Below are 23146 nucleotides of genomic sequence, written 5' to 3' on the forward strand. Positions count from 1 at the left end.
TCAGCACAAGAGGCTTGCCAACCGCGCCGGATCCCTTTATGTCACCGGCCTCGGCCAACGTTGCTTCCCGCAACGACTTAGCCGATCAAGCGCCCGTAGCTCAGCTGGATAGAGCACCAGACTACGAATCTGGGGGTCAGAGGTTCGAATCCTTTCGGGCGCGCCATCTCGCTTTTTCCATTGTAGAAGCCACCTAAGGCTTTGAAGGGAAAGGCCAAATTAGGTGTTCGAAGTCCCTGATTCCGGCAGTATGCCAGGGGCTGCAAAAACGCCAGCCTAAGCACCGTCTTTCTGCCGATCAAATCAGAATTGTTCCATAAATTCCAAGGGCTTGAGAGAAACGCGAGTGCGTGTTCGAACGACTCCTCCAGGGTGAGCCGGGGCTTGCCGTTCGCAGCCAGCTTTTCCTGAGCGAGAACCTTCTCGCGCTCCAGCCTCGTTATCCTCTTCTCATACGCGGCAATGACGGTCCCATTGCCGGAATCAACGATTCGGTCGAGCAGCGCTTCGATCTGCTTCTCGATCTGAGCGACGTTCGCCTTCAAGACCTTTGCCGTTTCGCTGGCCTGTGCGAGCCGCATATCCCAGGCATCCTTGAACATGGCCTTGACGATGTGGAACAGGTTCGGCGACGGCTGAAGGCTTTGGAGTACGCCTTCAAACGCCGTTTCCAGTTCCTCGCGCTTGATCGACTTGCGATAGCTCTCGCAACCCTTCGTCGCGCAGTGGTAATAGGGGTACTTCTGCGTCTTGCCTTGCGACCAGCAGGCCGTCAGCGGCTTGCCGCAGTCGTTACACAGGATGAAGCCGCGCAGCGGGAAATCGGCGTTGATGTCCTTGCGCGCTGGAGCCTTGGCTGTGCTCTTGAGCCGTGCCTGTATCTTCTCGAAAGTCTCGAAGCTGATAAGTCCTTCGTGCTGCCCCTTGCGCAGCCCGACGCCCCAATTCGGCGCTTCGATGTACCCCGCATAAACGATGCGGGTGAGCAGATCATGGACACGCTGGTTGCGTATCTCGCCATTCGGCAAGTCCTTCGGAAAGGACGGCTGCCGTTCGAGGAAGCGCTTGACCTCGACCTGCGTTTCAAAGCGCCCGGAAGCATAGCCTTCCAGCGCTTCTTGCAGGATGGAGGCATTGGGGTCGTCGCGCACCAGCAGCTTGCCGTGACCGCTTGGGCGTTCGTAGCGATAGCCGACCGGAGCCTGGAAAACCCAATATCCGTTTTGCGTCCGCGCCCGCATCCGGTTGATCGTCTGCTCGCCGTTTTTCTGGCGCTGATGCTGCGAGACGGAGGCGAGCAGGTTCTCGACCAGTTGGGAATCTGAATCCTCGCCGAACTCGATGGACGGACTGACGAGGACGCCGCCCGCATCGCCGATCTTCACCCGCAATTCGAAATGCGCCATCAGGCCGCGCGCGAGGCGGCTGATGTCGTCGATGATGACCGCATGCAACTCCTTCCGTTGTGCCTTGAGAAAGGACAGCATGGCTTGCATGCCGGGCCGCGAGGTAAGACTCCCGGACGTGTCGTCACGGAAGACCTCGACGACTTCATAACCCTTGTATTTCGCGAACTCGCGGCAACGCGTTTCCTGCGACGCAAGTCCGTCGCCGCGCACCGTTTGCTTGGCGCTGGACACGCGGCAATAGATCACCGCCTTGGTAACCTCATCGTTATTGTTATGTGTATCCATGATCTTTCAAACCGGCTGTCGGGCCGGAGTCTCTACCGTCTTGAGTTTCCACTAACACGTTGGATTTTACCTGATCGAAGGCATCCTTTGCGCCAGGAAAAGAATCCCCCGAATCTTGTCCACATACTTCCTGCAACGGATGGACGCCGAAGCCGAGTTCAACGAAGGTCACGACAACCGACCAGAGAGCGCGCAGAAATTCCTCTTTCTGCGCTTCGCTCAAGTTCGGGTCGTCGAGCAGCGCCTCGTATTTCTTGACATCGACGGCAAGGACGCGCCGGGCCGAGGCATCGAAGGTCTTAGCAAGGCCGCTTTCGCCGCAGGTTCCATCATTCCTCTCATCGTTAAACATCTTCATTGCCTTTTCTCTTCAGAATACAGCACCAGGTTGCAGTTCGACAAACTTTCACATCACGAAAACCCGATATTTACCGACTAGAACGGGTTTCCATCGTCTAGGTCGTCATCTCAATTTCCATAATCATTCAATCCGCGGTAGAGCGCCTCGATCCGCCGCGCCAGTCGATCCGCAGGAAGGTGACGAGCTTGCAGCTCTCGCCGTCCTCCGGGAACACGACCCGACGTCCCTGCATGCCATAGTATGCGCAGTAGCTCACCGAGCGGCACGGTTGCCCCGGCCTCATGGAGTAGCGGCACTCGTAGTCCCACCCGACATGGGGCGTTCCGACGACCATCACGAAAGCAGCCGCTCCGGTCAGTGCCAGAACTCGGGGGCGCATGAGCAGAGTCCGCGCGCAGCGACCGACCGTCTTGAGCGTCCGGGTGAGCGCTCCGTTATGCTTATGCGGCGACGCCGCGCCGACGACTTCGATCTCGAACTCATCCATTGTTCTTGTCCCTTCGGCGGTAGTTCAGTTGCAGGCGCGGCAGCGCCAGCGGATAGGCCCCTTCGATGGGATTGGGCGCGACCCACGACGCCCAGGGCGAGACGAACCAGACCGGCAACAGCGTTGCCAGGATCGGCAGCACGGCTTTGACGAGCAGAAGCTGCTTATCCGCGCCCATCAGCCGGATTTCGTCGGCGGACATCAGCGGCCTGCCGGTTTCGCTCAGGCTTTCGCCGATTTCATCGTCGTCAAAGCGCCCGAGATTGAAATTCCGCGTCTTCACCGTCTGCTGGCCGAGCGCCATCGAGAGCGTTCTCGCAAGCTGATCGTCCTGCACCGCGAAGAACTGCTTCACTTCGGCCTGCGACAGCACTGTGCGCGCCGTGTGCGGCCCGTAGAGCCGGATCAATTCCGAGAGCTCCTGCACGAAGGCCCACACGCGCACCCCGAGGCCCGGCAGCGCCGTCAGGCTTTCCGCAAGGCCGGATAGCCTGCCCATGTTCGCGAACTCATCTAGCAGGAACAGGACTTCGCTCTTGCCCCTCGAACGGGCGACCCCCGTGATCGCCTGCTGCGTCACAAGGCCGAGCCAGGTTCCGTGCGTCGCGATCCTGTCCTGCGGAATGACGAGATAGATGCTCGCCTTGCCTTCCTTGAGCGCTTTGAAATCCACATCCGAACCGCTGACGGCATCGCCGAGCCAGCCGACCGGATCGAAAATATCGACCGCCTGCAACGCGCCCTGCCGAAAGTCGGCGAACTGCTCCGGGTTGTCCTCAAGCTGATTGGCGAGGTTTTGCCCGAGATCGGCGACCATTCCGACCAGCGCGTCCGAAGTAGCCATCCGGCGAACGACGGCTTCGATGCGGCTCGTGCTGGAAAGCACCCTCCACAGTTCCGGCAGGGTGCAATTTTCCGGCATGCCGCGCGTCGCAAGGTGCAGCATCACCGCGCGCAGGATTGTCCGCGCGCCTTCCCGAAAATAGCGGTTCCGCGAATCTTCCGGCTCCGGCAGCAGTTGCAGCGCGAGCGCCTTGGCTTCGTCGGCGACCCCGCGCACAAGCGCCGGATCATTCGCCGCGTCGATGAGCGGCTGTAAGGGATTGCAGCGGTGCTGCGGCAGGCCGTGCAGCCCCCAGGGATTAAGGACATAGACTTTCTGCCCAAGGCGTTCGGCGCGGTGCGCCGCCGTCACGGCGGCCAGCTCGCCCTTCGGATCGGTGACGAAGACCGATCCCTGGAAGTGCAGCAGGTTCGGGATGACGACGTTGATCCCCTTACCCTGACGGGCCGGGGCGACGGTCAGCAGGTGCGCCTTGCCTGAATAGAAGAGCGGCTGCCCGCCGAGCAATCCAAGGTAAAGGCCCCGAGGATTTAGCAGGCCCGCTTGTGCGCAATCGTCGAGCGACGCGAAAGCGGCGGAGCCGAATACGCCGGAGGCGTTCTCCGCTTCCCTGCGCTTTTCCTTCTGCCGCCAGGCTCTGTAGTAGCCGGTCAGCCCGCCGAGCGTCGCCATCGCGCCGAGAAACTTGAAGAAGCCGAGATAGAGCTGGTCGGCGGCGTCAGGCCGCGCGCCGGTCATCTCCGGCCAGTAGCTCGCCAGGGCAAAAAAGGACACGCCGACAAGCAGGCTGCCGGTCGGCGATCCTCTCTTTTGGTTAGAGGGCCGGGTCACGACGACGGTTTCCAGTCACGTCCCAAGGCTCGACTAGCCGGTCGATTTTGCCCTTCCATTCCTTGCGGTAAGGACAGCGGCTTGGATCGCCGCCGGAGGCGTAGCAATGCCCGCCCTCTCCACAGTGCGGGCAGACCTCGTAGAACCTGCCCCAGTAAAGAACTGTACGCATCGAGATAACCTTTCGCCTTTGTTCCGGTTGCCATCGTGTTGGGAGCGGGCGGGGCAAAGGATCGCCCCGCCCGACCGCGCGGCTTACCTGTCGCCGCGCGCTGCGTTGCCCGCATTCACACCGGCATCGGTGCTTTCTTTTTGCTGCGAGGGCATGCCGTTCGTATCGACTTTGCCGCCGTTAAGGCCGGTCTGGTAACCTTGGCTGTAAGCATCGTTGCTCATTGCGATCTCCTGTTACTCGGGCCGCGCCCATCGCGACCCTTGGCCAAATTTTGCACGCCCAGCGAAGAGGGACTCTGATATGATCCTGATGTGATGAGCGATGACCCGAAGGTCGTGAAGTTCAGTAGCCGACGGAGCGGCCATACCTTTTACTCGGCTTACTTTCTGGAATGTCTTCGCTACAGCCTGATACGGCACATGGAATCACGAGAGCGCGGCTATCAAACCGTCGTGAAGCTCATGCTCTCCAAAAAACGGATAAGCAGACACGCATATCCGGAAGAAATCGTACGGAAATGGAGGTGGGAATATGTACGCGATATAGTGAAGAAGGGGGTGTTCTTGTCTGACGATATGATGAGACCGCTTGTAAACTACATTTTCGAAGAAGAGCCGAATTCCCCTTTACACTTTGACGAAACTGCATTCGTGGAGAATGTCGGTAGCGAGCTTGCTGATTTCTATCTTCTTCCGACGTTGAGGAAGAACGGATATGACCGAGCACTACTTAAGCAAGTGTCGGAAATAGAAGGAATTTACGCTTCCAGCAGACGCCCTAAGCATCGGCGTGAACTGGTAAATCCCTTCCTTCACAGTTTGCCGGAATATGGTTTCAACATCCTCTCAATCAAATGGGCCGAGAGAACGCCCTTTATTCTTGTAACCTACGCTATTATCGAAACAGATCGGGCCGGAAAATGTGACAGCAAAACCTCTGCCAAGTTGTCTGTCATGCAGGGAATCGGAGTAGCTGCTACCGAGCTTGAAATTCACGCCATCGCGCGCACTCAGGCCTACCATAGACCGTACTTCCTGCGTTTTTACAGGAGAATCCCGGATGCGAATGGCAAATTTCCAGACGTTCGGAGTTGGTCGCTGGGAGCCGCTCTCGTGGTCGACTGGAGCTACTTCCCGTTGGGATCTCCACGCACAAAAGCTGGCCGACATACTTTTGAAATGTTCAGGCTACCTGAATCCTATGCGCTCTCTATCAAGAAGATTCTCGACAGCTTCTCTTGGGCGGTGTGAACAAGCTCAATGATAACGTTTTGGTGGACCAATGAGCCACAATACCAACATCGTAGCCTTCCAAAGCCGCCGGAGGGGCAAATTCGGTCAGTCCAGCTATACGTCCTTCTTTTTTGAATGCCTGCGATACACCCTCGTAAAGCATATGCAGTCTCGGCGGAGGGGATACCAGACGATTCTGACCCTGATGCTTTCGGAAGAGCGGCAAGCCCGATACAATTATTCGACGGAAATTTCGGATAAATGGAGATGGGAATACCTAAGAGATATCGTTAAGAAAGGTTTGTTTTTATCTGATGAAATGATGAGACCTCTAATAAGTTACATTTTGGAAGAAGAGCCAGAGTCGCAATTGCATTTTAATCAGTCTGCTTACATTGAGCGAGTAGGTGGAAAACTAGCAGATTTCTTTCTTCTCCCTGCACTCAAGGAAACGGGTTATGATCAAGCCCGTCTTAGGCAGGTCGCGGACATCGAGGGGTTCTATGCGGCATTCAATGGCCCATTTCCTGGTCCTGTCCTTCCCGAAAACTGGACACTTATTCTTTCGATTAAGTGGGCTGAAGGAACGCCGTTTTTGGTGATTACGTCCTTTTGTGTTGAACCGGACGAAACCGGAAATCTTGAAGCGCGGTCGTCGTCGAAATTCGGTATCGCTCAAGGAGTCGGCGTAGTGGCCGCAGAGTTTGAAGTTTTCGCTTTCGCTCGCGATCAAATCTATCACAGGCCATTTTTCTTACGTTTCTATACGGAAAACCTGCACAAAAAAAACCGTTTTGCACCAGTTGAATATCAGCCCTTGATCGCAGGGGATATTTGCGTGGATCGGAGCTACTTGCGCCCGACTCGTTCACTTCAGGTACATGGGCGTGATCGAATAGTACTTTCTAGAATTCCTGACGAATATACGCCTTATGTAAAAGAATTAATTGACACTTTATCTTGGAGTGTGTAGAAATGGCGGAGCGTCTAACGAAAACAGATAAAATAAAAGCTAAAATGACATTTGATATTATACTTGCTGCAGAGATGCGAGACTTGGAGCATGTGAAGAAGGCTTTAATAGAAGATCCGCAATCCGTAAATGCACAGCATCCCGACTATGGTTTGACGCCGCTTCATATAGCTGCTGTGGAAGGTGCCGAGCCTATCGTTGACCTGCTGTTGGATCAGGACGGTATTGATCTGACAGCCGAAGATGGATTTGGACGGAAGGCAATCGATTTGGCCTTGGCGAGCGGCAATCACGGTATTGCAGAGAAAATAGCACGCAAAACCTTTCCCCAATTCTTTGAAACCGATGATGACCCCTATCCGAATGGTCCATCGAAAACAGAAGGCACGAGTATCTCAACTCCATCCGGTCCCAAGCTCGAGATTTAAGGGGAAAATAGCGCTTTCGCATTCATGTCGAAGTGCGCAGACCGGCCTTGGCGAGATAATCGGTGTCTCATTTCAGCAGGTTCAGAAACACAAAAGGGCCGTGAACCGCATTTCTGCTTCAAGGCTACGCAATCCTAAAGCTTGTTCGAACTCACTTTTCTGCACAGCCACGCGCAAGCGCACGCAAGCGCACGCAAGATGGTGTTGTAGTACAACACCATCTTGGCAAGGGGGCCGCTGCGCGCCCCCGTTGCATCCCCCCGGCCTTGGCTCTTTCAGGGGATCGACCCCGTTCCAGAGCCATCCAACCGTATCGCCGGTTGACCACTCGCAGGGAGATTTCGCTCTCCCTGCACCCATCGACTTGAGGGCGTTCCTGCCCCCTAGACCCCTGACCAACCCTGCGCGGATTGGATGCCGCCAGGAGCTTTCGCGCCCCTGAACCCACGAGCAAAGGGCGTTCCTGCCCTTGTGCAATCCTGACCAACCGTCCGCCGGTTGGATGCCTCCATCTGTCGAAGATGGATCGCGGCAAAGCGCGCCGCCTTGGAGCCGCGCCACCGGAACGAAGGTAGACGCCGTAACAGCGCGCCACCATTATTAATCGATGGATACACGCAGCCCGGAACAGCGACGGCGCATAATGCAAGCCGTCAAGAGCAAGGACACCGTACCTGAAATCCGGGTGCGGCGGCTTCTTCACGCAATGGGCTACCGCTTCCGCCTCTATCGGAAAGACCTGCCGGGCAGACCCGACATCGTGCTGCCGAGCCGCCGGAAGGCAATCTTCGTTCATGGCTGCTTTTGGCACGCTCACGGCTGCCCCAAAGGCCGACCGCCCAAATCGCGCGCCGATTACTGGCTGCCGAAACTTGAACAGAATGCCGCTCGTGATAGAACAAAAATAGAACAACTCGAATCGCTTGGTTGGAACGTGCTCGTGGTCTGGCAGTGCGAGACAAAGGATGCGGACGCGCTCGCCGTCCGGTTACAAGCGTTTGTGGATGAATCGTAATCCGCGATCGACATCTCGTGGCGGCCTCGCTAGAATGGCAAGATGAAAAACAACGTATTTGGGAAACAGCAGCGTATGAGACCGGTCGGGATCGATCTTTTTGCAGGAGCGGGCGGCCTCAGTCTCGGCTTCGAGCAGGCCGGTTTTGACATCGCCGCCGCCGTCGAAATCGACCCGGTGCACTGCGCGGTGCACAAATATAACTTTCCGAATACTGCGGTGATCCCTCTCTCCGTCGCGGGCCTCAGCGCCGAGTCGATCCGCAAGGCGGCAGGCATCGGCAATTCCGTCGTCGATTGCGTCTTCGGCGGCGCGCCGTGTCAGGGGTTTTCGCTTATCGGGCACCGCGTCCTCGACGACCCCCGAAATAAGCTCGTCTTGGAGTTTGTCCGTATCGTCGCCGAACTGAAGGCGCGCACTTTCGTCTTCGAGAATGTCAAGGGACTGACGGTCGGCAAGCACAAGACCTTCCTGAAGGAGCTAGTCGCCGCCTTTGATGCCGTCGGATATGACGTCCGCCTGCCTTGGAAAGTCTTGAATGCGGGACATTACGGCGCGCCTCAGTTTCGCGAGCGTTTGATCCTCTTCGGGTGCCGGAAGGGCGAGGCGATGCCCGAATACCCGGTGGAACTAACGAACCTTGCCGGTCGGAAAGCCGCCATAAAGGGGCTACCCGAAGGCCCATCCTGCAAAGACGCTATTGGCGACCTACCCGATGCCGATCGTTTTCAGACTCTGATGTCATGCGATGCGGTGAGGACGACAGCATACGGCAAACCTTCTGCCTTGGCCGCAGAGTTGCGCTGCATGACCAACGACGCATGGCATTTTGGCTATGTGCGGGATTGGGATCCTTCTCTTCTGACCTCAAGCGCCCGAACCGAACATACCGAAATATCGAGAAGACGTTTTGCTGAAACCGAGCCTGGCGGCGTCGAGCCGATCAGTCGCTTTTTCAAGCTGCCGGGGCATGGCGTGTCGAATACCTTGCGCGCGGGCACTGACGGAGCGCGTGGCGCATTCACAAGTCCCCGGCCAATCCATTACCGCTTCGACCGCTGTGTCACCGTGCGGGAGATGGCGCGTCTCCACGGCTTTCCCGACTGGTTCCGTTTCAATGTCACCAAATGGCACGGGGCGAGGCAGATCGGAAACGCCGTACCGCCTCCGCTGGCGAGAGCAATTGCTAGTCAGGTGATGAAGGCGATCGGCATCGAAGCGGTGCGGCCCGAGGGGATACTCTCCCTCGGTGACGAGGCGCTCCTTGCCCTCGACATGTCGGGGGCGGCGGCGCATTTCGGAGTGAAAGCACCGCCTAGCCGCCGCGACCAGAAAAGCGGAGCGAAGAAGCGCAAGCAAATCGACATCGAGCGCGAGCGCCTGAATGGGCAGGTGGCTCATGGCTAACGCCTCGCGCAACCGCTATCAGGCGCTCATCGAGAAAATATTCTTTGATCATTACACTAAGGGCGCAACGTCCCTGGATTTCACACGCCAAGAGATCAAGGACGCAGCCGCTCATCTGAAAATCGTGCTGCCAGACAATCTGGGCGATGTGATCTATTCCTTTCGCTTTCGCACCGATCTCCCCCAGAAGATCGTCGCGACCCAGCCGAAAGGCATGGAATGGGTGATCGAACTGGCGGGCCGCTCGCTCTACCGCTTCTCGCTTGTAAAGAAGAATCGCGTAGTCCCGCGCAGCGATCTTGCCCGCATCGACATCCCCGATGCTACACCCGAGTTGATCCGCGCCTATGCGTTGGATGACGAGCAGGCGCTTTTGGCAATCGTTAGGTACAATCGTTTAATCGATACCTTTCTCGGCCTGACGACGTACAGTCTCCAGAACCATCTGCGTACCACCGTCAAAGGAATCGGCCAAATCGAGATCGATGAACTGTACATCGGTATCGACAAGCGCGGTTGTCACTACGTCATTCCCGTCCAGGCTAAAGGCGGAAAAGACCAGATAGGCATCGTGCAGACAACGCAGGACATCCGTTTCGTCGAACAGAAGTTCCCCGGCGTCCGCTGCCGCGCGATCGCTGCGCAATTCATGGACGATAATCTCATAGCCCTGTTCGAGCTGACGCTTCAGGATGGCGAGGTCAAGGTCGTCGAAGAACGTCATTACAAGCTCGTTCCCGCAAACGAACTCGACCGGGATGCGATCCGGGACTATCGAGATTGATATGACCGAAGCCCCAGCTTGGCGAGTATACGAACGGGTCGCCGCCTGCTTTGAAATCGAGTCTGCCGACATGGATGTGTCGGTCACGCCGAATGCGACCTTAGTCGGGTCGATCAGCGGCGTTCGCCGCCAGATCGACATCCTGGTCGATGCACGGTGGGACGAAGGCGTCGAACGCCGTGTCATTTACGATGCAAAACGTCGAACCCGAAAGATCGACGTGAAGGACGTAGAAGCCTTCGGAGGCATGATGAAGGATGTTCGCGCTTCGCGCGGGGTTCTCATCTGCTCGAACGGCTGGACACCCGCAGCCGAAAAGCGGGCCGCTGAAAATATCGACATCCGCCTGATGACCGCAGACGAAGCAGAAGAACTCGATCACGCGGCTATCGATCCGTGTCCGCATTGCCGCGCACTGAAGCGTAAAACAGAAGGTATTGTCTTCTGGGACGGCCAGTTTCCGTTGCCTCTCGGGGGATGGGCTATCGTGTTCACTGGCAAGTGCGATACCTGTCGGAGCTTCGCCTTCTGGTGCTGGGACTGCGGCGAGAAGCTGGTCGTGCCAGATAACGAAACGCACGAATGCGGATGCGAACGCACTTGGTTCATTGAGAAGGGCGACGACGAAGCAGTCTTTATTGTCCGAACCGAGGAGGGAGAAGTCCCTCTCGACCGGCGACCCTTGACGTAGCCGCGTGCAGCTTCCGCCGCACCTGGCTCTACTCGCTGCGCTCCCGGAGCCGCCTTCTGCGTCTCCGCCATCCGGTGACGATCCTTCGCGCAAGACAGCAATGACAGCGCCGCCTCGGCGCTGACTTTTCTTTTTTCAGTTTTGGGGCCTGCGGCCCCATCCTCCGTCAAGACCAAGCCCTCCGCTTCGCTGCGGGCGCAGCCAGCGGTTTCCCCGTCCTTCCGCGCCTTCGGCTTGTGCAGGACGGGTGATCCCCCTCCGCTGGCTGCGGTCTTGACGGCCTCCCCCCGCTCATTGGCGCGGGCCTAGTCCGGTTGCATGCGCAACCGGCTTTGAAAGGAAGGAAGAGGGCGGTTCCCCTTTCAGGGGCAGAAAGTTCGCGGCTGGCTGTGAGGCCAGCCGCGAACGGCTAAAGTCTTGGCGGACGTACCGCCAGCGCGCTCTCGATGTTCTGTATCGAGGCCAGGGCGTCGCGGCGCTCTTGCGAGCTGCGCGGTGCGGCGGCAAAGGCAAGGGTTGCCTCGCGGAGCAGGCCGTTCAATTCGGCGGTGCTTCGGTGTGCCGCTTCGAAGCGTGAGACAAGTTTCATCGTATCCTCCTTCGTTTCAGGAGGCCCCGAACCACTCAGGGCCTTTCGGCCCCGGCACACATGATCATCGGCCCAGACAAGGCGCTGATGGATCGAGGGTCGGCTTGAAACGAAGAAGGAAGAAGACGGGAAACCGCCTCACAGTTTGAGGCGGGCATCATCGAAGCGCGGCAGGATTGATGCGGAACTGATCGGCTGAGGCAGCGCTTGCCATTGCCGCCCATCCCGTGGCGCTGGAAGAGCGCGCCGACGCCTGACACAGATACGGACTATCGCCAGAAAGTTTGCTGGCGACGGATGGCGGTCCTCGCCGTATGCGGATGGCCTTGGGGCAGCCGCTGAATTTTCTGACCCGGTGCCGCTCATCCTCTTGTTTGGGTGGCTTGCATCAAGGACGCCTGGAATCCCTGGCCGGACGCGGCTCTGTCATCAATAGCCTGCCCGCACCACCTGGCTCTGCCAGCCGTGTTGACCATGACGCCCGATCCTTGCCTCGGGCCTGAACGGGAAGGCGTTAGCAAGCCAACCCAAACCAAGGAGATGAGATCATGGCACGCAGAAACACCAACACCACCCAGGCCGTCAGCGCACCGCAATACCTCGCCTGGCACGTCGCGCAAAAGGGCGAGAAGTCCTACTGGAACAAGGTCGGCGCTGCCTGGGCGCACAAGGACGGGAAGGGCTACACGCTCCAGCTTGAGACCTGCCCGATCAATGGCCGTATCGTCCTGCGCGCGCCACTGGAGGCTGCCCCCGAAACCGGGAAGGGCGCGTAAGCGCCCTTCCTTTTTCGCATCACGGGTCGAAGCTGCGCCTGTGGCGATGGGGACGCTCCGGGCGCGGACGCCTGCGCGTTTCTGCTCCGTCGTCTTTATCGCGGTCGCGGAAACGCAGATCGTTCTCCTCGTCGCGGTCGAGGTTCTGATAGCGGATGACATCTTCACGCAGCCGCAACAGCTCTTGCTGCGCCATCGCGCGTTGCGCCTGCATGTCTCGTTGCAGGGCCTGCCGCTCCTCAATCTGTTTGAATATCAGAGCATCCTTCTCCGCGCGGTCGCGGCGGTAGGCTTCGAGCGACCCCATTTCGTTCCGCGCCTTAATCCTGGAATATTGCCCCGTCAGGCGATGCCAGATGCCGGAGAAGCCCTTCGGCAATCGCTGCGCCCGTTGCCGGGTTTCGGCCTGCCAGCGCTGCTCATGCGCAGCCCATAGAAGCTCCCGCGCATCCCGATGGCGGGCGACCATTTCCGTTTTGCGGAACGCGACAACGGCCTCGCGCTGCCGCGCCTGGCGCTCGGCATCCTTAATAAAGGCTTCGAGCTTGCGGGTGATGCTGCCCACCACCTCGGCCTTGGTCTCGGCAACCGAACGGAGATCGCCGCCAAGCCTTGCTTCAAGGTCTTTCGTCTTCACCCCGGCATAGCGGGACAGCGAATAGACCTCGCCACGATAATCGACGGCCACGAACCCGCGCCGGTCGCCCTTGGCGAGCCAGAAACCGCGTTCCCTGAGTGCCCGCTCGAATGACGCCTTATTGTCGGAAGCCTTCCAGCATTGCGCAAAGACGGCCTTAAGCTCGCGCGGATCGAGTCCGGCGCGCTTTGCTTGTTGCCATTCTTCACGGGTGAAGTTCAGCGGATCGCGCAGGCTACGGTCCTGCAAGCCGCGCGGCATGTCCCAGCCGTGTTCAAGGTATAGGCTGCGGGATACGTCGCGCAGCTTTGCCTTGTAGTGGGGCAGGTTGATCGCGCGCATGCGCTGCGGGTCGATCCTGGACCAGACGACATGAGCATGACGCCGCCCGTCCTTCTCGTGGAAGACGATGGCGCGCGGCTGGCCTTCCAGGCCGAGCTTGCGCTCTATGTCGGCAATAGCCTTCTCGAAATCCTCAACCGCCACCTGTGCATATTGCGGCGGGTTAAGGCTCGCCGAAAACAGGTAGTTCTTGCAGCGAGTGCCCTTGGCGATGGCGTCGGCTTCGCCGAACGCACCTTGAAGGTCATCCGCGACGAAGCCGCGCACCTCGTGCAGCTCGACATGATCGTTGTCGCGCAGCGCCAGCAGGTAGCGGGCGAGCTGCGGGCCGTCCCCGCGCTCTTTGGCCTTGAGGATCACGGCCCGTCCCCCGGAGACTTGCCGAGCGCGCGCAGCAACTCATCCCGCAGGACGGACACCTGGCGGCAAGCTTCTTTCAGTTCGGCTTCGGTTTCCGGCGTGACGGGCAGCGCGCCCGTGTTCACGGCCTTGGCAAGCTGGTTCAAGTTGGACGACAGCCGGGATTGCCCCAAAGCCCCTAGGACACGCCCAAGGGCTTCATGGTCTTTGATCGGGCTGTTGCCCCGGCGCTTGCGAGGCGCGGCATCATCGCCGAGCAGCCGTTCGCGGATATAAGCCCCGAGCGACTTGCCAGCCGCCTCGTTTTCCAGCCGCGCCCGTTCCGCAGCGGTCAGGCGCAGCGAGAAGGGCGGCGGATGTTTGGACGGCTGTTCGCCCGCCGACTTGCGGAACTCACGGCGCAGGCTTGTCATGGTCGCACCGCAGACCCTTAGGGTCTAGCTGTGCGAGATGACGCTCCCATTCATCCAGCACTTCGAAGAGAGTGTTCGAACTTTCTCCTTCGAGGTGCGCCATTCCTGCCGCATGTGCGGGTAAGTCTTTGCTTTTTCTCGTCAGCAGGCCATTCGGCCCGGTTGTCACCGGCCCGAATGCATAATGTCCTGCATAAGATAGCTGACGGGAGCGTGATCCCGAACCACATCACCACCCGCAACGGCGTGTACCAGTACGTACGCCGCGTGCCCGAGGACCTTGGCGACGCGTTCACCTTCACGCGCGTGCAAGATGGGCCTGCTCTGGGGTGCCCATGCGGTGCGGACGCGGGACGTCGCTAGCTTCGAGGAAATGATCGCAAAAGCCAAGCGCATGGCGCTCCGTCACGGCATCGCCAAAGGCGGCCAGCGCATCATCATCACCGCCAGGATTCCCTTCGGCCCCCCGGCTCCACCAACGTCGCCCGCCTGATCGGCGATGAGTTGGAACGGCACAAGGCGAAGGCCTAGGCGCCTGCCCCGCTAAAGCGGGACCTCGTCCGCCTGCAAAGAGTCGATCCTGCAGGCACACGCGAACCTCGCTCTTGCCATCCCCGAGAAGGTTCTGCCGACTGGAACCACAATACCGTTGGTCAGGCCGAGGCAGAGCTTCTGCCCGTCCCTCTGCACGTGCGCAACGGCTCTTTCCGCGACCCACCAGCGGCGATGGACCTGCGCACCCAGGCGCGGATCGAGCAAGGCCACTGCATCCGCCATCCGCATCAGGATCAGGGCGCTTCCCGCGCTCGTATGAACGCGAAGATAATGATCTTCGGTCTCGATCGCGATTACGTCGCTGCCGATGCCGGGCGGCAGCCGGACCAGCAGGGGGGAGGGGAGAACTGGGGTTGCCGCCTCTCCACTGCGCCCTGGCAAGGGCAGCTGACGGTCCGGTGCCGCGCCGTTGTCGACGGTGGGCGTCGCGGTGGTTATCACGTAAACGATCAGGAGCTGAACCGTCGCGACGGCTGCAAAAAGTGCCGGCAGCTGCTGCGGCGTGAAGAAGCGCCCCTGCTGAACGAGAGAAATAGCCCAGGTGACGACGAACGTCATCGGCAGCGCAGATACCAAGGCGACGGCGCCGATGCGGCGCGCGCGCGATCGAAGGCGCGTCGAGGGCAGGACCGCATCCACAGCAGCAGCAGTCATGACCCCCGCCACGGTGAGCCCCAGCCAATAGACGTAGCGGGTTAGGGCGGGGAAGGCCGGGTAGGAGCCGAAGGGCCCGGCAAAGCCGAGCAGCAGACCGACCAAAATCGCGGCAAGCAAGAGTCGCAATCTTCCGGGGAAAAGTCGTTGGCGCTGCGTGAACTGCATCGTACCTACATTCACGAAAAACCCGAGCCTATTGGCGAAAGCCCGGCTTGTCGAGGCGGCGGAGCTTGGCGATGACGGTCGCCACCGGGCGACCAGCGCCCCAACCCCATCCGAACATGGAGAATGAAGATGAAGCGTTTGATGACGCTAGCCCTGCTTGCCGCCTTCGCCACTCCCATCATGGCTGCCGCACAGCCCGCATCCACCACTACCATTGCCGTGAATTGCGGCACGGATGCCACTCCGGCCGGTGCCGAGACCCCGAGCCTCCACGGTAATTGGGACTTCCTGATGGATGTGAGCGGAAGGCCGAGCTTCGGCCTCCTTTCGATCGGTTTGGTGGACGGTTCCTATGGCGGATCGCTGACGCCGGTAGCCACCGCGCCTGTCGTCGTCCGCAAGATCACGCTGACCGGCAACACCATCCATATGGTCGTTGCCTCCCGCGAAGGCGACGTCCTGTTCGACGGCAAGCTTTCGGCGAAAGCGGATCGGATGTGCGGGACCGTGACCTATCATGGTGGCCAGCTCTTCCCGATGGTGGTGCAGCGGAGGCCGTCAACCTATCAAGCCCAGCCCCAGTAGGGGCGGTAAGGCCGACCGGGCGGCGCGCGGAAGTCAGGCGCCGCCCATGATCCTCGGCACAAGATCGATAAGCTCTCTGGCGAAGAAGCCGACGCGGCCAGCGCTGACGAAAAAGCCGCCGTCCCGCCTCGCCGTGCAGGTGAACGCCCCATAATGCCGCCGTCAGCGGATCGGCGCCGCGGGCGCAGAGGCCGCTGACGATCCCCGCCAGCACATCGCCCGATCCTGACGTGGCCAGTGAGGCTCCATGCCTCCGCCGGAGCCTTCATGGGCGATGACTTTTCTCGAATTCCGCGGCTTACACCTCCGCCGCCGGCGTGACACCGAGATCGTCCAGCTTGGCTCGAACCTCCATGATCGACCGCTTCAGCTTCAGGCTGATCACCGAAACCGGAACGCCTTCCCTGGCCATGGCCAGAAGGGCTTGCACGGCTTCGTAGTTCCAATGGCCACCGACAGAGTTCATGGCAGACGCCTCCCATGGAATGGCCTGCAAGCGTCGCCTTTAAGTGCGGCGAGATCATGAAAAAGTGGATCCAGGAAAGTTCTCCGCCGCAACCTTAGCCGAAGATGTGCGTTCCCTGTGGAGGCAACACTCACAGGGACTCTCTCATGAGCATCATCTGGACCATCATCATCGGCTTCGTGGCTGGTTTGATCGCGAAATGGATCATGCCGGGCCGGAACGAGCCATCGGGTTTCATCATGACGACGATTCTCGGTATCATCGGCGCATTGGTCGCGACCTATCTCGGGCAGGCTTTGGGCTGGTACCGGGCGGATGAAGGGGCAGGCTTCATCGGTGCCATCGTCGGCGCCATCGTCGTGCTCTTCATCTATGGTCTGATCGCCGGGCGCCGTTCGAGCTCGACGTACTGATCACGCCCACCTTGAAGACAAAAATAGAAGGGCCACAGTTTCCGCTGTGGCCCCTTGTCTTTAGCCGTGGTGGGTAAGACGACCGTTCTCGGAAGAACCCGTCAGGGCCGCCTTGACGGGGCATTGGCCTGCGTAGCCACGCCAAGCCAGATAGGATCCGCCTGCAAGCGCCAGGATGTTCAGGAGCGGGTTGGGGCGGGGCTTGGCGGCTGCGGCCGCAAGACCGAGGCCGGCCAGCATGTAGACGCTGCGTTCCGTGGTGCTGAGATTGGGCTGTCCATTCATCAGTGATCCGGCCTTGGCCGATATCATGTTGGTCACGTCATTTCTCCTCAATTGGCATGGGCCGAACGCGACGCGGAGCGGTGTTGTTCCCCTTCGAAAAAAGTCCCCGAGAGAGTCGCGGAACCTCCAAGCTTGGCCTCCGTTGAGTCCACGCCTCAACTAAGGAGTTGTCACCATGCCAGCCAAGGAAAAGACCCTGAACGACCTGTTCCTTCACACCCTGAAGGACATCTTCTATGCCGAGAAACAGATTCTAAAGTCGCTTCCGAAAATGGCGAAGGCCGCCGAGTCGGAAGAGCTGCGGCAAGCTTTTGAGACCCATCGGGAAGAAACGGAAGGCCAGATCGAGCGCTTGGAGAAGGTGTTCGAGATGCTGGGCAAGCCGGCCCGCGGCGTGCAGTGCGAAGCCATCAACGGCATCATCGAGGAAGGCAAGGAAGTCATGGAAGACTTCGCCGACAGCGAGGCGCTCGATGCTGGCATCCTGGCCGCCGCCCAGGCCGTGGAACACTACGAGATCACCCGCTACGGCTCCCTGAAGACGTGGGCTCAGGAATTAGGCATGGGCGATGCCGCCAAGCTCCTGGATCAGAACCTTCAGGAGGAGAAGAAGACCGATCAGCTTCTGACCCAGCTCGCCGAGGCGCGCGTCAACACCAAGGCCGCCTGACACTTTCGTCCGAGGCTGAAAACCCCGCGCCTGGGAGCGCGGGGTTTTCTTTTGAGCCTCTGGAGGCGTGAGGCTCAGTGATGATGGGTCGGGCAGGGCGTTACAGCCGCGTCCAGGGTCAGGCGCATGGAGCCTGACGGGGTAATCTCGAGCGCGGCTTTCATGGCAGCCGGATCTTCGACAAGATGCATGAAGGCCAGAAGCCTCAGCCGCACGACCGGCGGCAGGTGAGAGAGGCAGTCCGCCAGGGTCTGGGGGGCTGCGTCAATCATTTCCTCCCGGACGAAGGAGGCGACAGGAGGGATATCGTCAGGCAGCGACATGGGGCACCCGATCGACAAGGTTGGACACTCCGGTGCCGCGCACCAGGCATGACCCGCGCAGGCCAGCCAGCCGGCTGACATGCCTCAGACTATCGTCCGAAATCTGGATGGCAGCGGCAATGCAGGTTTGGCCTTCGACCATGGTCGGCAGCCCTAGAGGGCGGACCTTGAACCCTGCCTGCTGCCAGCGCGGCAGCCGCCACATCTCGACCACGGCGGTGACCTCCGTAATTCCCTCCTCAAGACAGAATTGCTGGAAAGCAGCCAGAAGGCGGCAATCCGTGCGGCCCATGCGCCGTTCTCTGACGATGAAGTACCGGGTGCACTCGAGGATTGTGGAGCCGGAGAGTACATCACGGCCTCTGATCAGATGGGCAAATGCCTCGCTGATCATGTGGGGCAGCAGCGTCGGGTAAAGTCTCAAGCCCCCAATGACACGCCCACCATCGAGCGCTACCAGATAGGTTGCTTGTTCGTTGTCGTAGGCATCCATATCTCGCCGGTCCGGCCGTTCGAGATCGCGCCACCCCCGTTCACCCACGAAGATGTCGTGTCTCAGACGGAAATACTCGTCGAGGATCGTTTCATATCCAGCTTTGTTCTTATCAGTGATGACGTGAATTGAGGTCAAACCCCATGCCCTCCGCTTTTCCGGAGAGCAGTGTCCATGATCGGCTAGGTTTGAATATTGTAGGAAATTACAGGTGCTTCTGCGTCAGATCTCGATGAGTCGGTGCTGAAGAGCCCTGGCAACCGCATGGGTCTTGTTGGCGGCGGTCAGCTTGGCGCAGGCGCTGCCGATGTGAGCCGTGATCGTACGCTCTGTCACCCCAAGAATCTCTCCGGTATCGGCAGCAGACTTTCCTAAGGCTGCCCAGCGCAGCGCTTCCCGCTCGCGGTTCGTCAGCGGGTTGGGCCGTGGCGCGGGAGCCAGGACGAGCCGGGCACGCTCGAAGGCATACATGGCCATCAGGTGAATGGCCGGCTTGGTCTGGGGTGTCAGGTCAAGGTCGGGACCGCTCATGGAGAGGCAGGCCTCGAAGCCGTTCAAGCCATGAATCGGCAGGCAATAGCCCTGCCGCATGCCAAAATCGGCTGCCCCCTGCATGATTTCTTGCCCCTTGGGGTTCGTATCAGGATCATAGCGGGCTTCGCCCCATTCGAAGGGCTGGACGGTCCTGCGGCACAGGTGGATCACGGGATCGTGCCGGTCGTAGCTGTTTCGCGTGTAGCGCTCGTACCAGCCAAGGGGCCATTTCTTGAGCAGGACCAGGCCTTCGATCCGCTGCTCCGGATGAGGCAGTCCGGTCATGATGAAGTTCTCGAACCCGTACTGGGCAAAGGAGCGCTCCATCGCATCGATGATCGCCTGGGGCGTTGCCAGGCGGTCGAGCTCCTCGATGAACTCGAATGCTTGTACCGTATGGTCAAGGCTGCGGCCACTCACGGGCTTCTCCCAAGCAGGTCTTATCCCAAGCAGGTTCTAAACCTTAAGGTTGTTTTGAGATATAATACTACCAAAAGTTTTAGAGTTGGCATAGAAAAGGCAGGGTTTATCAGAGGCAGGAGCGGGGCTTGCAGAAGAAGGCGCCTAACCACATCGACAGGCATATTGGCAGCCGGGTGAGGGCCCGGCGGACCATGCTTGGCATGAGCCAGGAACGGCTCGCGGACGCCTTGGGGCTTACCTTTCAGCAGGTTCAGAAATACGAGAAGGGCACGAACCGCATCGGCGCCAGCCGCCTGCTCCAGATTGCCGGCATTCTCGACGTGAGCATCGAGTTCTTCTTTGAGGGCCTCCCAGGACTGCGGGCAGGTGGGTTCTCCGGAGACAGCCTCATGGCCGAGTTTCTGACCCGATCGGAAAGCGACCGGCTGGTGCGCGGCTTCCTGCGTCTCAAGGATGACGAGGCCCGCAGGAAAGTCGCTGATCTCGTCGATTGGCTTGCCTCGGTCAGCTAGGGCCGGAAACGGGCTCCGCCCCTAAGGACTTGGTTTCAAGGGGCGTTCGGAACCTGCTGCGCTTCTAGTGGTTACTCCCTCACGATTGAGAGAGGTTGACCATGGGCGTGGGACAGCAAGACACCAACAGGCAGCAGGACAACGGCAACGAGGATTGGGATGCGCTGAAGGGCGATGTCGGCGATATCGCAGGCGCCGCCGCGGAGCGCAGCCGCTACTTCATCGACAGCGCGCGCGAGCAGGCGACGGATTACGTCGACCGCCGCAAGGACGACGTGGCGCAGTCGGTCGCCGATTTTGCCACGACGCTGCGTGAATCCACTCATTCCTTCGACGAACGGCCGAATATCCGCGCCGTTGTCGACACGGCGGCCGAGGGGCTGGAGCAACTGGCGGATTCGATCCGCGAACGGACCTTTGCCGACTTCTTCAACGAGTTCGAGGGTGTGGTGCGCCGTCGGCCTGCGACGGTGGCTGCGGTTTCCGTGGCGGTCGGCTTTCTCGCCGCGCGCTTCATCAAGAGCACGGCCGAGGAACTGCGTTACGACCGCATGAATGCCGGTTCGGCTCAGGGCGGCCAAGGCCGCGCGCGCCAGCAGGGTCAGCAGGGCGAGCAACGCTCGCGCGCCAAAGCCAGCACCTGATGGAGGCGGTCATGCAGGGTAACGGCAACCAAACCATCCAGGGTCTCGTCGGTGAGGCGCTGCGCGAATCGACGGATCTCGCACAGAAGGAATTCACCCTCTTCAAGACGGAGATATCCCAGAACATGCGAACCCTCTTCATAGGGCTCGCCATGGTGGTCGCGGCGGCGGTCTTCGCGATTGCAGCCGTTATGCTGCTGACCGAGTCGCTGGTGGAGTGGCTGGCGACTGTTGTCGACTCGGAGGCGCTCGCTGCGCTGATCGTTGGTGGCATTCTGGCTGTGATCGCCATCGGCCTCGGGCTGTGGGGACGTAACGCCATGACAGCGTCGTCGCTCACGCCGCAGAGGACCATGCGCTCGCTCAAGCGCGATGCGGAAGTCCTGTCTGAAAGAGGTGCATGATGACGTCGCAAAGTTTGCAGGAACTGGAGAAGGACATCGAGCGCAGCCGCGCTCAACTCGACCAGACCATCGATCGCCTTCAGGACAAGATGACCGTTTCCGGCGTTGTCGACGATGTGCTCGGTACTGCCCGCAACGGCCAGTACGGGCCACTCTATGACCGGGTTCTGGACACGGTCAGGCGCAATCCGGTGCCGGTGATGCTGATCGCCATGGGCATCGGGCTTCTGGCCTATCGCCTGGGTCGCCCAACGCGTCCCGTGCGCCCTGCTCCGCTGATCGCGGCCGATGAGGATCTCATCACGGAGGAGCATCTGCTGATGGAGGTGGAGGATCCTCGTCTGTACGGAACAGAGGCCGTTCACCAGCCCGCAACGGACCCCATGTTCGAGCGGCCCGGCATGAATTCCCGTTACTGAAGAATCGAACAGGAGCTTTCCATGGCAAATACGAAGAACGATACCGGCAAGCCGGGAGCGGACAAGCAGAGCGGCAACGACACTGGCACGGCGGGCAAGGTTTCCGCAGGCACTTCAGTCGGCAATATCGGTGAGGCTCCGATGCCTCACGCACATGACCAGAAATCCGCTCAGGGCGCCGGATCGGCAACGGGCGGCGCACAATCTGCAGGCCAGTCCAAGGCCTCCTCGCCCGGTCAATCCTCAGGACAGGCCTCGGGCCAGTCCTCGCAGCGGAATGCGCAGGACCAGGGCGGTATGACGGACAAGGCGCAACAGGCGGCCGATCAGGTGCGTCAGAAGGCCGAGGATGTCTACGAGGATGCTTCCGAGTGGGCAAAGGATACATACGAGCGCGCCTCCGACTGGGCCTCTGGTACGTATTCACAGCAGCGCCGGCGCATGAATCAGATGGGCGGCCGCTCCTCGCGGGCTTTCGGCAATGCACGCGGCGGCGTTCAGAGCTATGTGTCCGAGAATCCGATGGTGGTGGGTCTCGTCGGCCTCGCGGCTGGCCTGCTTCTTGGGGCTCTTCTGCCCCGCACCCGCCGCGAGAACGAGATGTTCGGCGAATGGGCAGACGAGGTTCGCAACCAAGGTCTCCGCTATGCGCGTGACGCTGCCAGCCGTGGCCGTGAATATGTCGAGGAGACGTTCAATGGCGACGACGCACAGTTCAGCCGTCATGACAGCGAATTCAGCGGCCAGCGTGACGCCAATCGCCACTGACACAAGGCTTTAGACGAATGGAAAGGGCGCCGGTGAAAACCGGCGCCCTTTCCATTCGGCCTTGCAGTAATCGATGAGATCTCAACAGTCCCGTAAAAATGATAACGGCCACGGCGAGGTGATGCGCGTACATCCGGCGTCATCATCTCGGCATCGTGACCGCTTCTGGTGGGCACGAATGCCGCCAGTGTGATCTTGAGATGGGATCGATCTGTCCTGGATTCAAGAGGATGAGGAAATTTCTTAACCCTGTTCCTCTAAATTCCTTATCTACACAGGGCCCTTCAGGAACGAGGCGCCTCTGAGCTTGTTGGCTCTTAACAGGGCCAATTTCCTATCCCAGAGGCTCTGCGCGAAAGATGATCCTTTTCAGGCATCAGATGGTGGGAGTTGGGGCATGCGTATTCTGATCCTGGAAGACGATCCGGCGATCGCTTTTGATTTGCAGGCCATTCTGGAGGCTGATGGGCATGAGATTGTTGATTCCATCAGCTCCCTTGCCGAAGCCTATCAGCACCTCGACGACAGGTTCGATTGCGCGCTCCTCGATATCGACGTGATCGGCGGCAAGAGCTTCGGCGTGGCCGAGACCTTGATGGAGCGTCATATCCCGTTCGTCTTCGTGTCGGCGTCCGCTCCGTCCGATTTGCCCCAGCCCTTGCAGCAGGCCGCTTTCGTGGCAAAGCCCTTCGAGGAGAAGGTTCTGCTGAAAACCGTCGAGCACGCCGTTCCCAATCTCCTCCCTTGCTGATGACGCGAGAGGCCGAGGAACCTGTCCTCGTTCGGTGACT

General features: G+C 59.8%; 31 protein-coding genes, 1 tRNA gene and 3 pseudogenes. 19 read left to right on the top strand and 16 right to left on the bottom strand.

Annotated features, from left to right (window positions below; all coding sequences use genetic code 11):
• The first annotated feature begins 89 nt into the window (after positions 1-89).
• A tRNA-Arg gene (locus tag VB618_RS05685) sits at positions 90-166 on the top strand.
• Between the two features lie 541 nt (positions 167-707).
• On the opposite strand, the pseudogene VB618_RS19780 reads toward VB618_RS05685, so the two are convergent.
• The 6 genes and pseudogenes from VB618_RS19780 to VB618_RS05715 all read right to left on the bottom strand — a co-directional run.
• A pseudogene (locus tag VB618_RS19780) lies at positions 708-1694 on the bottom strand (recombinase family protein); the annotation flags it as partial.
• Positions 1681-2052: a hypothetical protein gene (locus VB618_RS05695; protein WP_329795598.1), complete on the bottom strand. Its 372-nt coding sequence runs from the start codon at positions 2050-2052 to the stop codon at positions 1681-1683. The pseudogene VB618_RS19780 and the gene VB618_RS05695, both read right to left, overlap by 14 nt.
• A gap of 127 nt (positions 2053-2179) precedes the next feature.
• On the bottom strand, positions 2180-2542 hold the full coding sequence (locus VB618_RS05700; protein ID WP_329795599.1) for a hypothetical protein: 363 nt from the start codon (positions 2540-2542) through the stop codon (positions 2180-2182).
• A complete protein-coding gene (locus VB618_RS05705) occupies positions 2535-4217 on the bottom strand; it encodes a type IV secretory system conjugative DNA transfer family protein (RefSeq protein WP_329795600.1) in 1683 nt (560 codons plus the stop codon). The genes VB618_RS05700 and VB618_RS05705 overlap by 8 nt, the downstream gene beginning before the upstream one ends.
• A complete protein-coding gene (locus VB618_RS05710) occupies positions 4201-4389 on the bottom strand; it encodes a hypothetical protein (RefSeq protein ID WP_329795601.1) in 189 nt (62 codons plus the stop codon). Before VB618_RS05710 ends, VB618_RS05705 begins: the two co-directional genes overlap by 17 nt.
• Before the next feature lie 83 nt (positions 4390-4472).
• Positions 4473-4613, bottom strand: a complete 141-nt coding sequence (locus tag VB618_RS05715; protein WP_329795602.1) for a hypothetical protein — start codon at positions 4611-4613, stop codon at positions 4473-4475.
• Between the two features lie 93 nt (positions 4614-4706).
• Between VB618_RS05715 and VB618_RS05720 the strand changes: the two genes are divergently transcribed.
• From VB618_RS05720 to VB618_RS05750, 7 genes are all read left to right on the top strand, one after another.
• Complete coding sequence (locus VB618_RS05720) at positions 4707-5642, top strand: hypothetical protein (protein ID WP_329795603.1); 936 nt, start codon at positions 4707-4709, stop codon at positions 5640-5642.
• Between the two features lie 31 nt (positions 5643-5673).
• On the top strand, positions 5674-6597 hold the full coding sequence (locus tag VB618_RS05725; protein WP_329795604.1) for a hypothetical protein: 924 nt from the start codon (positions 5674-5676) through the stop codon (positions 6595-6597).
• A gap of 2 nt (positions 6598-6599) precedes the next feature.
• Complete coding sequence (locus VB618_RS05730; RefSeq protein WP_329795605.1) at positions 6600-7025, top strand: ankyrin repeat domain-containing protein; 426 nt, start codon at positions 6600-6602, stop codon at positions 7023-7025.
• A 643-nt stretch (positions 7026-7668) separates the two neighbouring features.
• Positions 7669-8040, top strand: a complete 372-nt coding sequence (locus VB618_RS05735) for a very short patch repair endonuclease (RefSeq protein WP_442931680.1) — start codon at positions 7669-7671, stop codon at positions 8038-8040.
• 42 nt (positions 8041-8082) lie between these two features.
• Complete coding sequence (locus tag VB618_RS05740; RefSeq protein WP_329795607.1) at positions 8083-9447, top strand: DNA cytosine methyltransferase; 1365 nt, start codon at positions 8083-8085, stop codon at positions 9445-9447.
• A complete protein-coding gene (locus VB618_RS05745; RefSeq protein ID WP_329795608.1) occupies positions 9440-10231 on the top strand; it encodes an endonuclease in 792 nt (263 codons plus the stop codon). The genes VB618_RS05740 and VB618_RS05745 overlap by 8 nt, the downstream gene beginning before the upstream one ends.
• A 1-nt stretch (position 10232) precedes the next feature.
• Complete coding sequence (locus VB618_RS05750) at positions 10233-10922, top strand: restriction endonuclease (RefSeq protein ID WP_329795609.1); 690 nt, start codon at positions 10233-10235, stop codon at positions 10920-10922.
• Between the two features lie 409 nt (positions 10923-11331).
• On the opposite strand, the gene VB618_RS05755 is transcribed toward VB618_RS05750, so the two are convergent.
• A complete protein-coding gene (locus tag VB618_RS05755; protein WP_329795610.1) occupies positions 11332-11511 on the bottom strand; it encodes a hypothetical protein in 180 nt (59 codons plus the stop codon).
• A gap of 548 nt (positions 11512-12059) precedes the next feature.
• Between VB618_RS05755 and VB618_RS05760 the strand changes: the two genes are divergently transcribed.
• Complete coding sequence (locus VB618_RS05760) at positions 12060-12287, top strand: hypothetical protein (protein ID WP_329795611.1); 228 nt, start codon at positions 12060-12062, stop codon at positions 12285-12287.
• A 19-nt stretch (positions 12288-12306) separates the two neighbouring features.
• Here VB618_RS05760 and VB618_RS05765 read toward each other — a convergent pair whose 3' ends face one another.
• Positions 12307-13626, bottom strand: coding sequence for a relaxase/mobilization nuclease domain-containing protein (locus VB618_RS05765; protein WP_329795612.1), 1320 nt, complete (start codon positions 13624-13626; stop codon positions 12307-12309).
• Positions 13623-14039: a plasmid mobilization protein gene (locus VB618_RS05770; protein ID WP_329795613.1), complete on the bottom strand. Its 417-nt coding sequence runs from the start codon at positions 14037-14039 to the stop codon at positions 13623-13625. Before VB618_RS05770 ends, VB618_RS05765 begins: the two co-directional genes overlap by 4 nt.
• A 277-nt stretch (positions 14040-14316) precedes the next feature.
• Here VB618_RS05770 and VB618_RS05775 point away from each other — a divergent pair.
• Positions 14317-14532, top strand: a pseudogene (locus tag VB618_RS05775) (pyruvate kinase alpha/beta domain-containing protein); the annotation flags it as partial.
• 50 nt (positions 14533-14582) lie between these two features.
• Here VB618_RS05775 and VB618_RS05780 read toward each other — a convergent pair.
• Positions 14583-15416 (bottom strand): LytTR family DNA-binding domain-containing protein, encoded by an 834-nt coding sequence (locus tag VB618_RS05780; protein WP_329795615.1) that lies wholly within the window; start codon positions 15414-15416, stop codon positions 14583-14585.
• A 129-nt stretch (positions 15417-15545) separates the two neighbouring features.
• Here VB618_RS05780 and VB618_RS05785 point away from each other — a divergent pair, with 129 nt between their 5' ends.
• Positions 15546-16001, top strand: coding sequence for a hypothetical protein (locus VB618_RS05785; RefSeq protein WP_329795710.1), 456 nt, complete (start codon positions 15546-15548; stop codon positions 15999-16001).
• A gap of 142 nt (positions 16002-16143) precedes the next feature.
• Here the strand turns inward: VB618_RS05785 and VB618_RS05790 are convergent.
• Positions 16144-16215 (bottom strand): annotated as a pseudogene (locus tag VB618_RS05790) (hypothetical protein); the annotation flags it as partial.
• Positions 16216-16299: 84 nt separating this feature from the next.
• A complete protein-coding gene (locus tag VB618_RS05795; RefSeq protein WP_329795616.1) occupies positions 16300-16467 on the bottom strand; it encodes a hypothetical protein in 168 nt (55 codons plus the stop codon).
• 146 nt (positions 16468-16613) lie between these two features.
• On the opposite strand from VB618_RS05795, the gene VB618_RS05800 reads away from it, so the two are divergent.
• Positions 16614-16880 (top strand): GlsB/YeaQ/YmgE family stress response membrane protein, encoded by a 267-nt coding sequence (locus tag VB618_RS05800; RefSeq protein WP_329795617.1) that lies wholly within the window; start codon positions 16614-16616, stop codon positions 16878-16880.
• 60 nt (positions 16881-16940) lie between these two features.
• On the opposite strand, the gene VB618_RS05805 is transcribed toward VB618_RS05800, so the two are convergent.
• Positions 16941-17192 (bottom strand): YgaP-like transmembrane domain, encoded by a 252-nt coding sequence (locus tag VB618_RS05805; protein ID WP_329795705.1) that lies wholly within the window; start codon positions 17190-17192, stop codon positions 16941-16943.
• A 148-nt stretch (positions 17193-17340) separates the two neighbouring features.
• Here VB618_RS05805 and VB618_RS05810 point away from each other — a divergent pair, with 148 nt between their 5' ends.
• Positions 17341-17835, top strand: a complete 495-nt coding sequence (locus VB618_RS05810) for a YciE/YciF ferroxidase family protein (protein ID WP_329795618.1) — start codon at positions 17341-17343, stop codon at positions 17833-17835.
• Between the two features lie 74 nt (positions 17836-17909).
• On the opposite strand, the gene VB618_RS05815 is transcribed toward VB618_RS05810, so the two are convergent.
• The 3 genes from VB618_RS05815 to VB618_RS05825 all read right to left on the bottom strand — a co-directional run bounded on the left by VB618_RS05815 (position 17910) and on the right by VB618_RS05825 (position 19605).
• Complete coding sequence (locus VB618_RS05815; protein WP_329795619.1) at positions 17910-18107, bottom strand: hypothetical protein; 198 nt, start codon at positions 18105-18107, stop codon at positions 17910-17912.
• A gap of 37 nt (positions 18108-18144) precedes the next feature.
• Positions 18145-18789 carry an acyl-homoserine-lactone synthase gene (locus tag VB618_RS05820; protein WP_329795621.1) on the bottom strand — a complete coding sequence of 215 codons (645 nt, stop codon included), beginning with the start codon at positions 18787-18789 and terminating at the stop codon, positions 18145-18147.
• Between the two features lie 84 nt (positions 18790-18873).
• Positions 18874-19605, bottom strand: a complete 732-nt coding sequence (locus tag VB618_RS05825; RefSeq protein ID WP_329795622.1) for a LuxR family transcriptional regulator — start codon at positions 19603-19605, stop codon at positions 18874-18876.
• 128 nt (positions 19606-19733) lie between these two features.
• Between VB618_RS05825 and VB618_RS05830 the strand changes: the two genes are divergently transcribed.
• The 6 genes from VB618_RS05830 to VB618_RS05855 all read left to right on the top strand — a co-directional run bounded on the left by VB618_RS05830 (position 19734) and on the right by VB618_RS05855 (position 23106).
• Entirely contained in the window at positions 19734-20120 is a 387-nt protein-coding gene (locus VB618_RS05830) for a helix-turn-helix domain-containing protein (RefSeq protein WP_329795623.1), read from the top strand.
• A 107-nt stretch (positions 20121-20227) separates the two neighbouring features.
• Positions 20228-20764: a hypothetical protein gene (locus tag VB618_RS05835; protein ID WP_329795624.1), complete on the top strand. Its 537-nt coding sequence runs from the start codon at positions 20228-20230 to the stop codon at positions 20762-20764.
• Positions 20765-20775: 11 nt separating this feature from the next.
• Positions 20776-21168 carry a phage holin family protein gene (locus VB618_RS05840; RefSeq protein ID WP_329795625.1) on the top strand — a complete coding sequence of 131 codons (393 nt, stop codon included), beginning with the start codon at positions 20776-20778 and terminating at the stop codon, positions 21166-21168.
• Positions 21165-21587: a DUF3618 domain-containing protein gene (locus tag VB618_RS05845; protein ID WP_329795626.1), complete on the top strand. Its 423-nt coding sequence runs from the start codon at positions 21165-21167 to the stop codon at positions 21585-21587. The genes VB618_RS05840 and VB618_RS05845 overlap by 4 nt, the downstream gene beginning before the upstream one ends.
• Positions 21588-21608: 21 nt before the next feature.
• Complete coding sequence (locus tag VB618_RS05850; protein WP_329795627.1) at positions 21609-22355, top strand: hypothetical protein; 747 nt, start codon at positions 21609-21611, stop codon at positions 22353-22355.
• Between the two features lie 397 nt (positions 22356-22752).
• Positions 22753-23106 carry a response regulator gene (locus VB618_RS05855; RefSeq protein WP_329795628.1) on the top strand — a complete coding sequence of 118 codons (354 nt, stop codon included), beginning with the start codon at positions 22753-22755 and terminating at the stop codon, positions 23104-23106.
• Positions 23107-23146 lie beyond the last annotated feature (40 nt).

The sequence above is a fragment of the Microvirga sp. CF3062 genome, assembly GCF_036314045.1.
GTDB lineage: Bacteria > Pseudomonadota > Alphaproteobacteria > Rhizobiales > Beijerinckiaceae > Microvirga.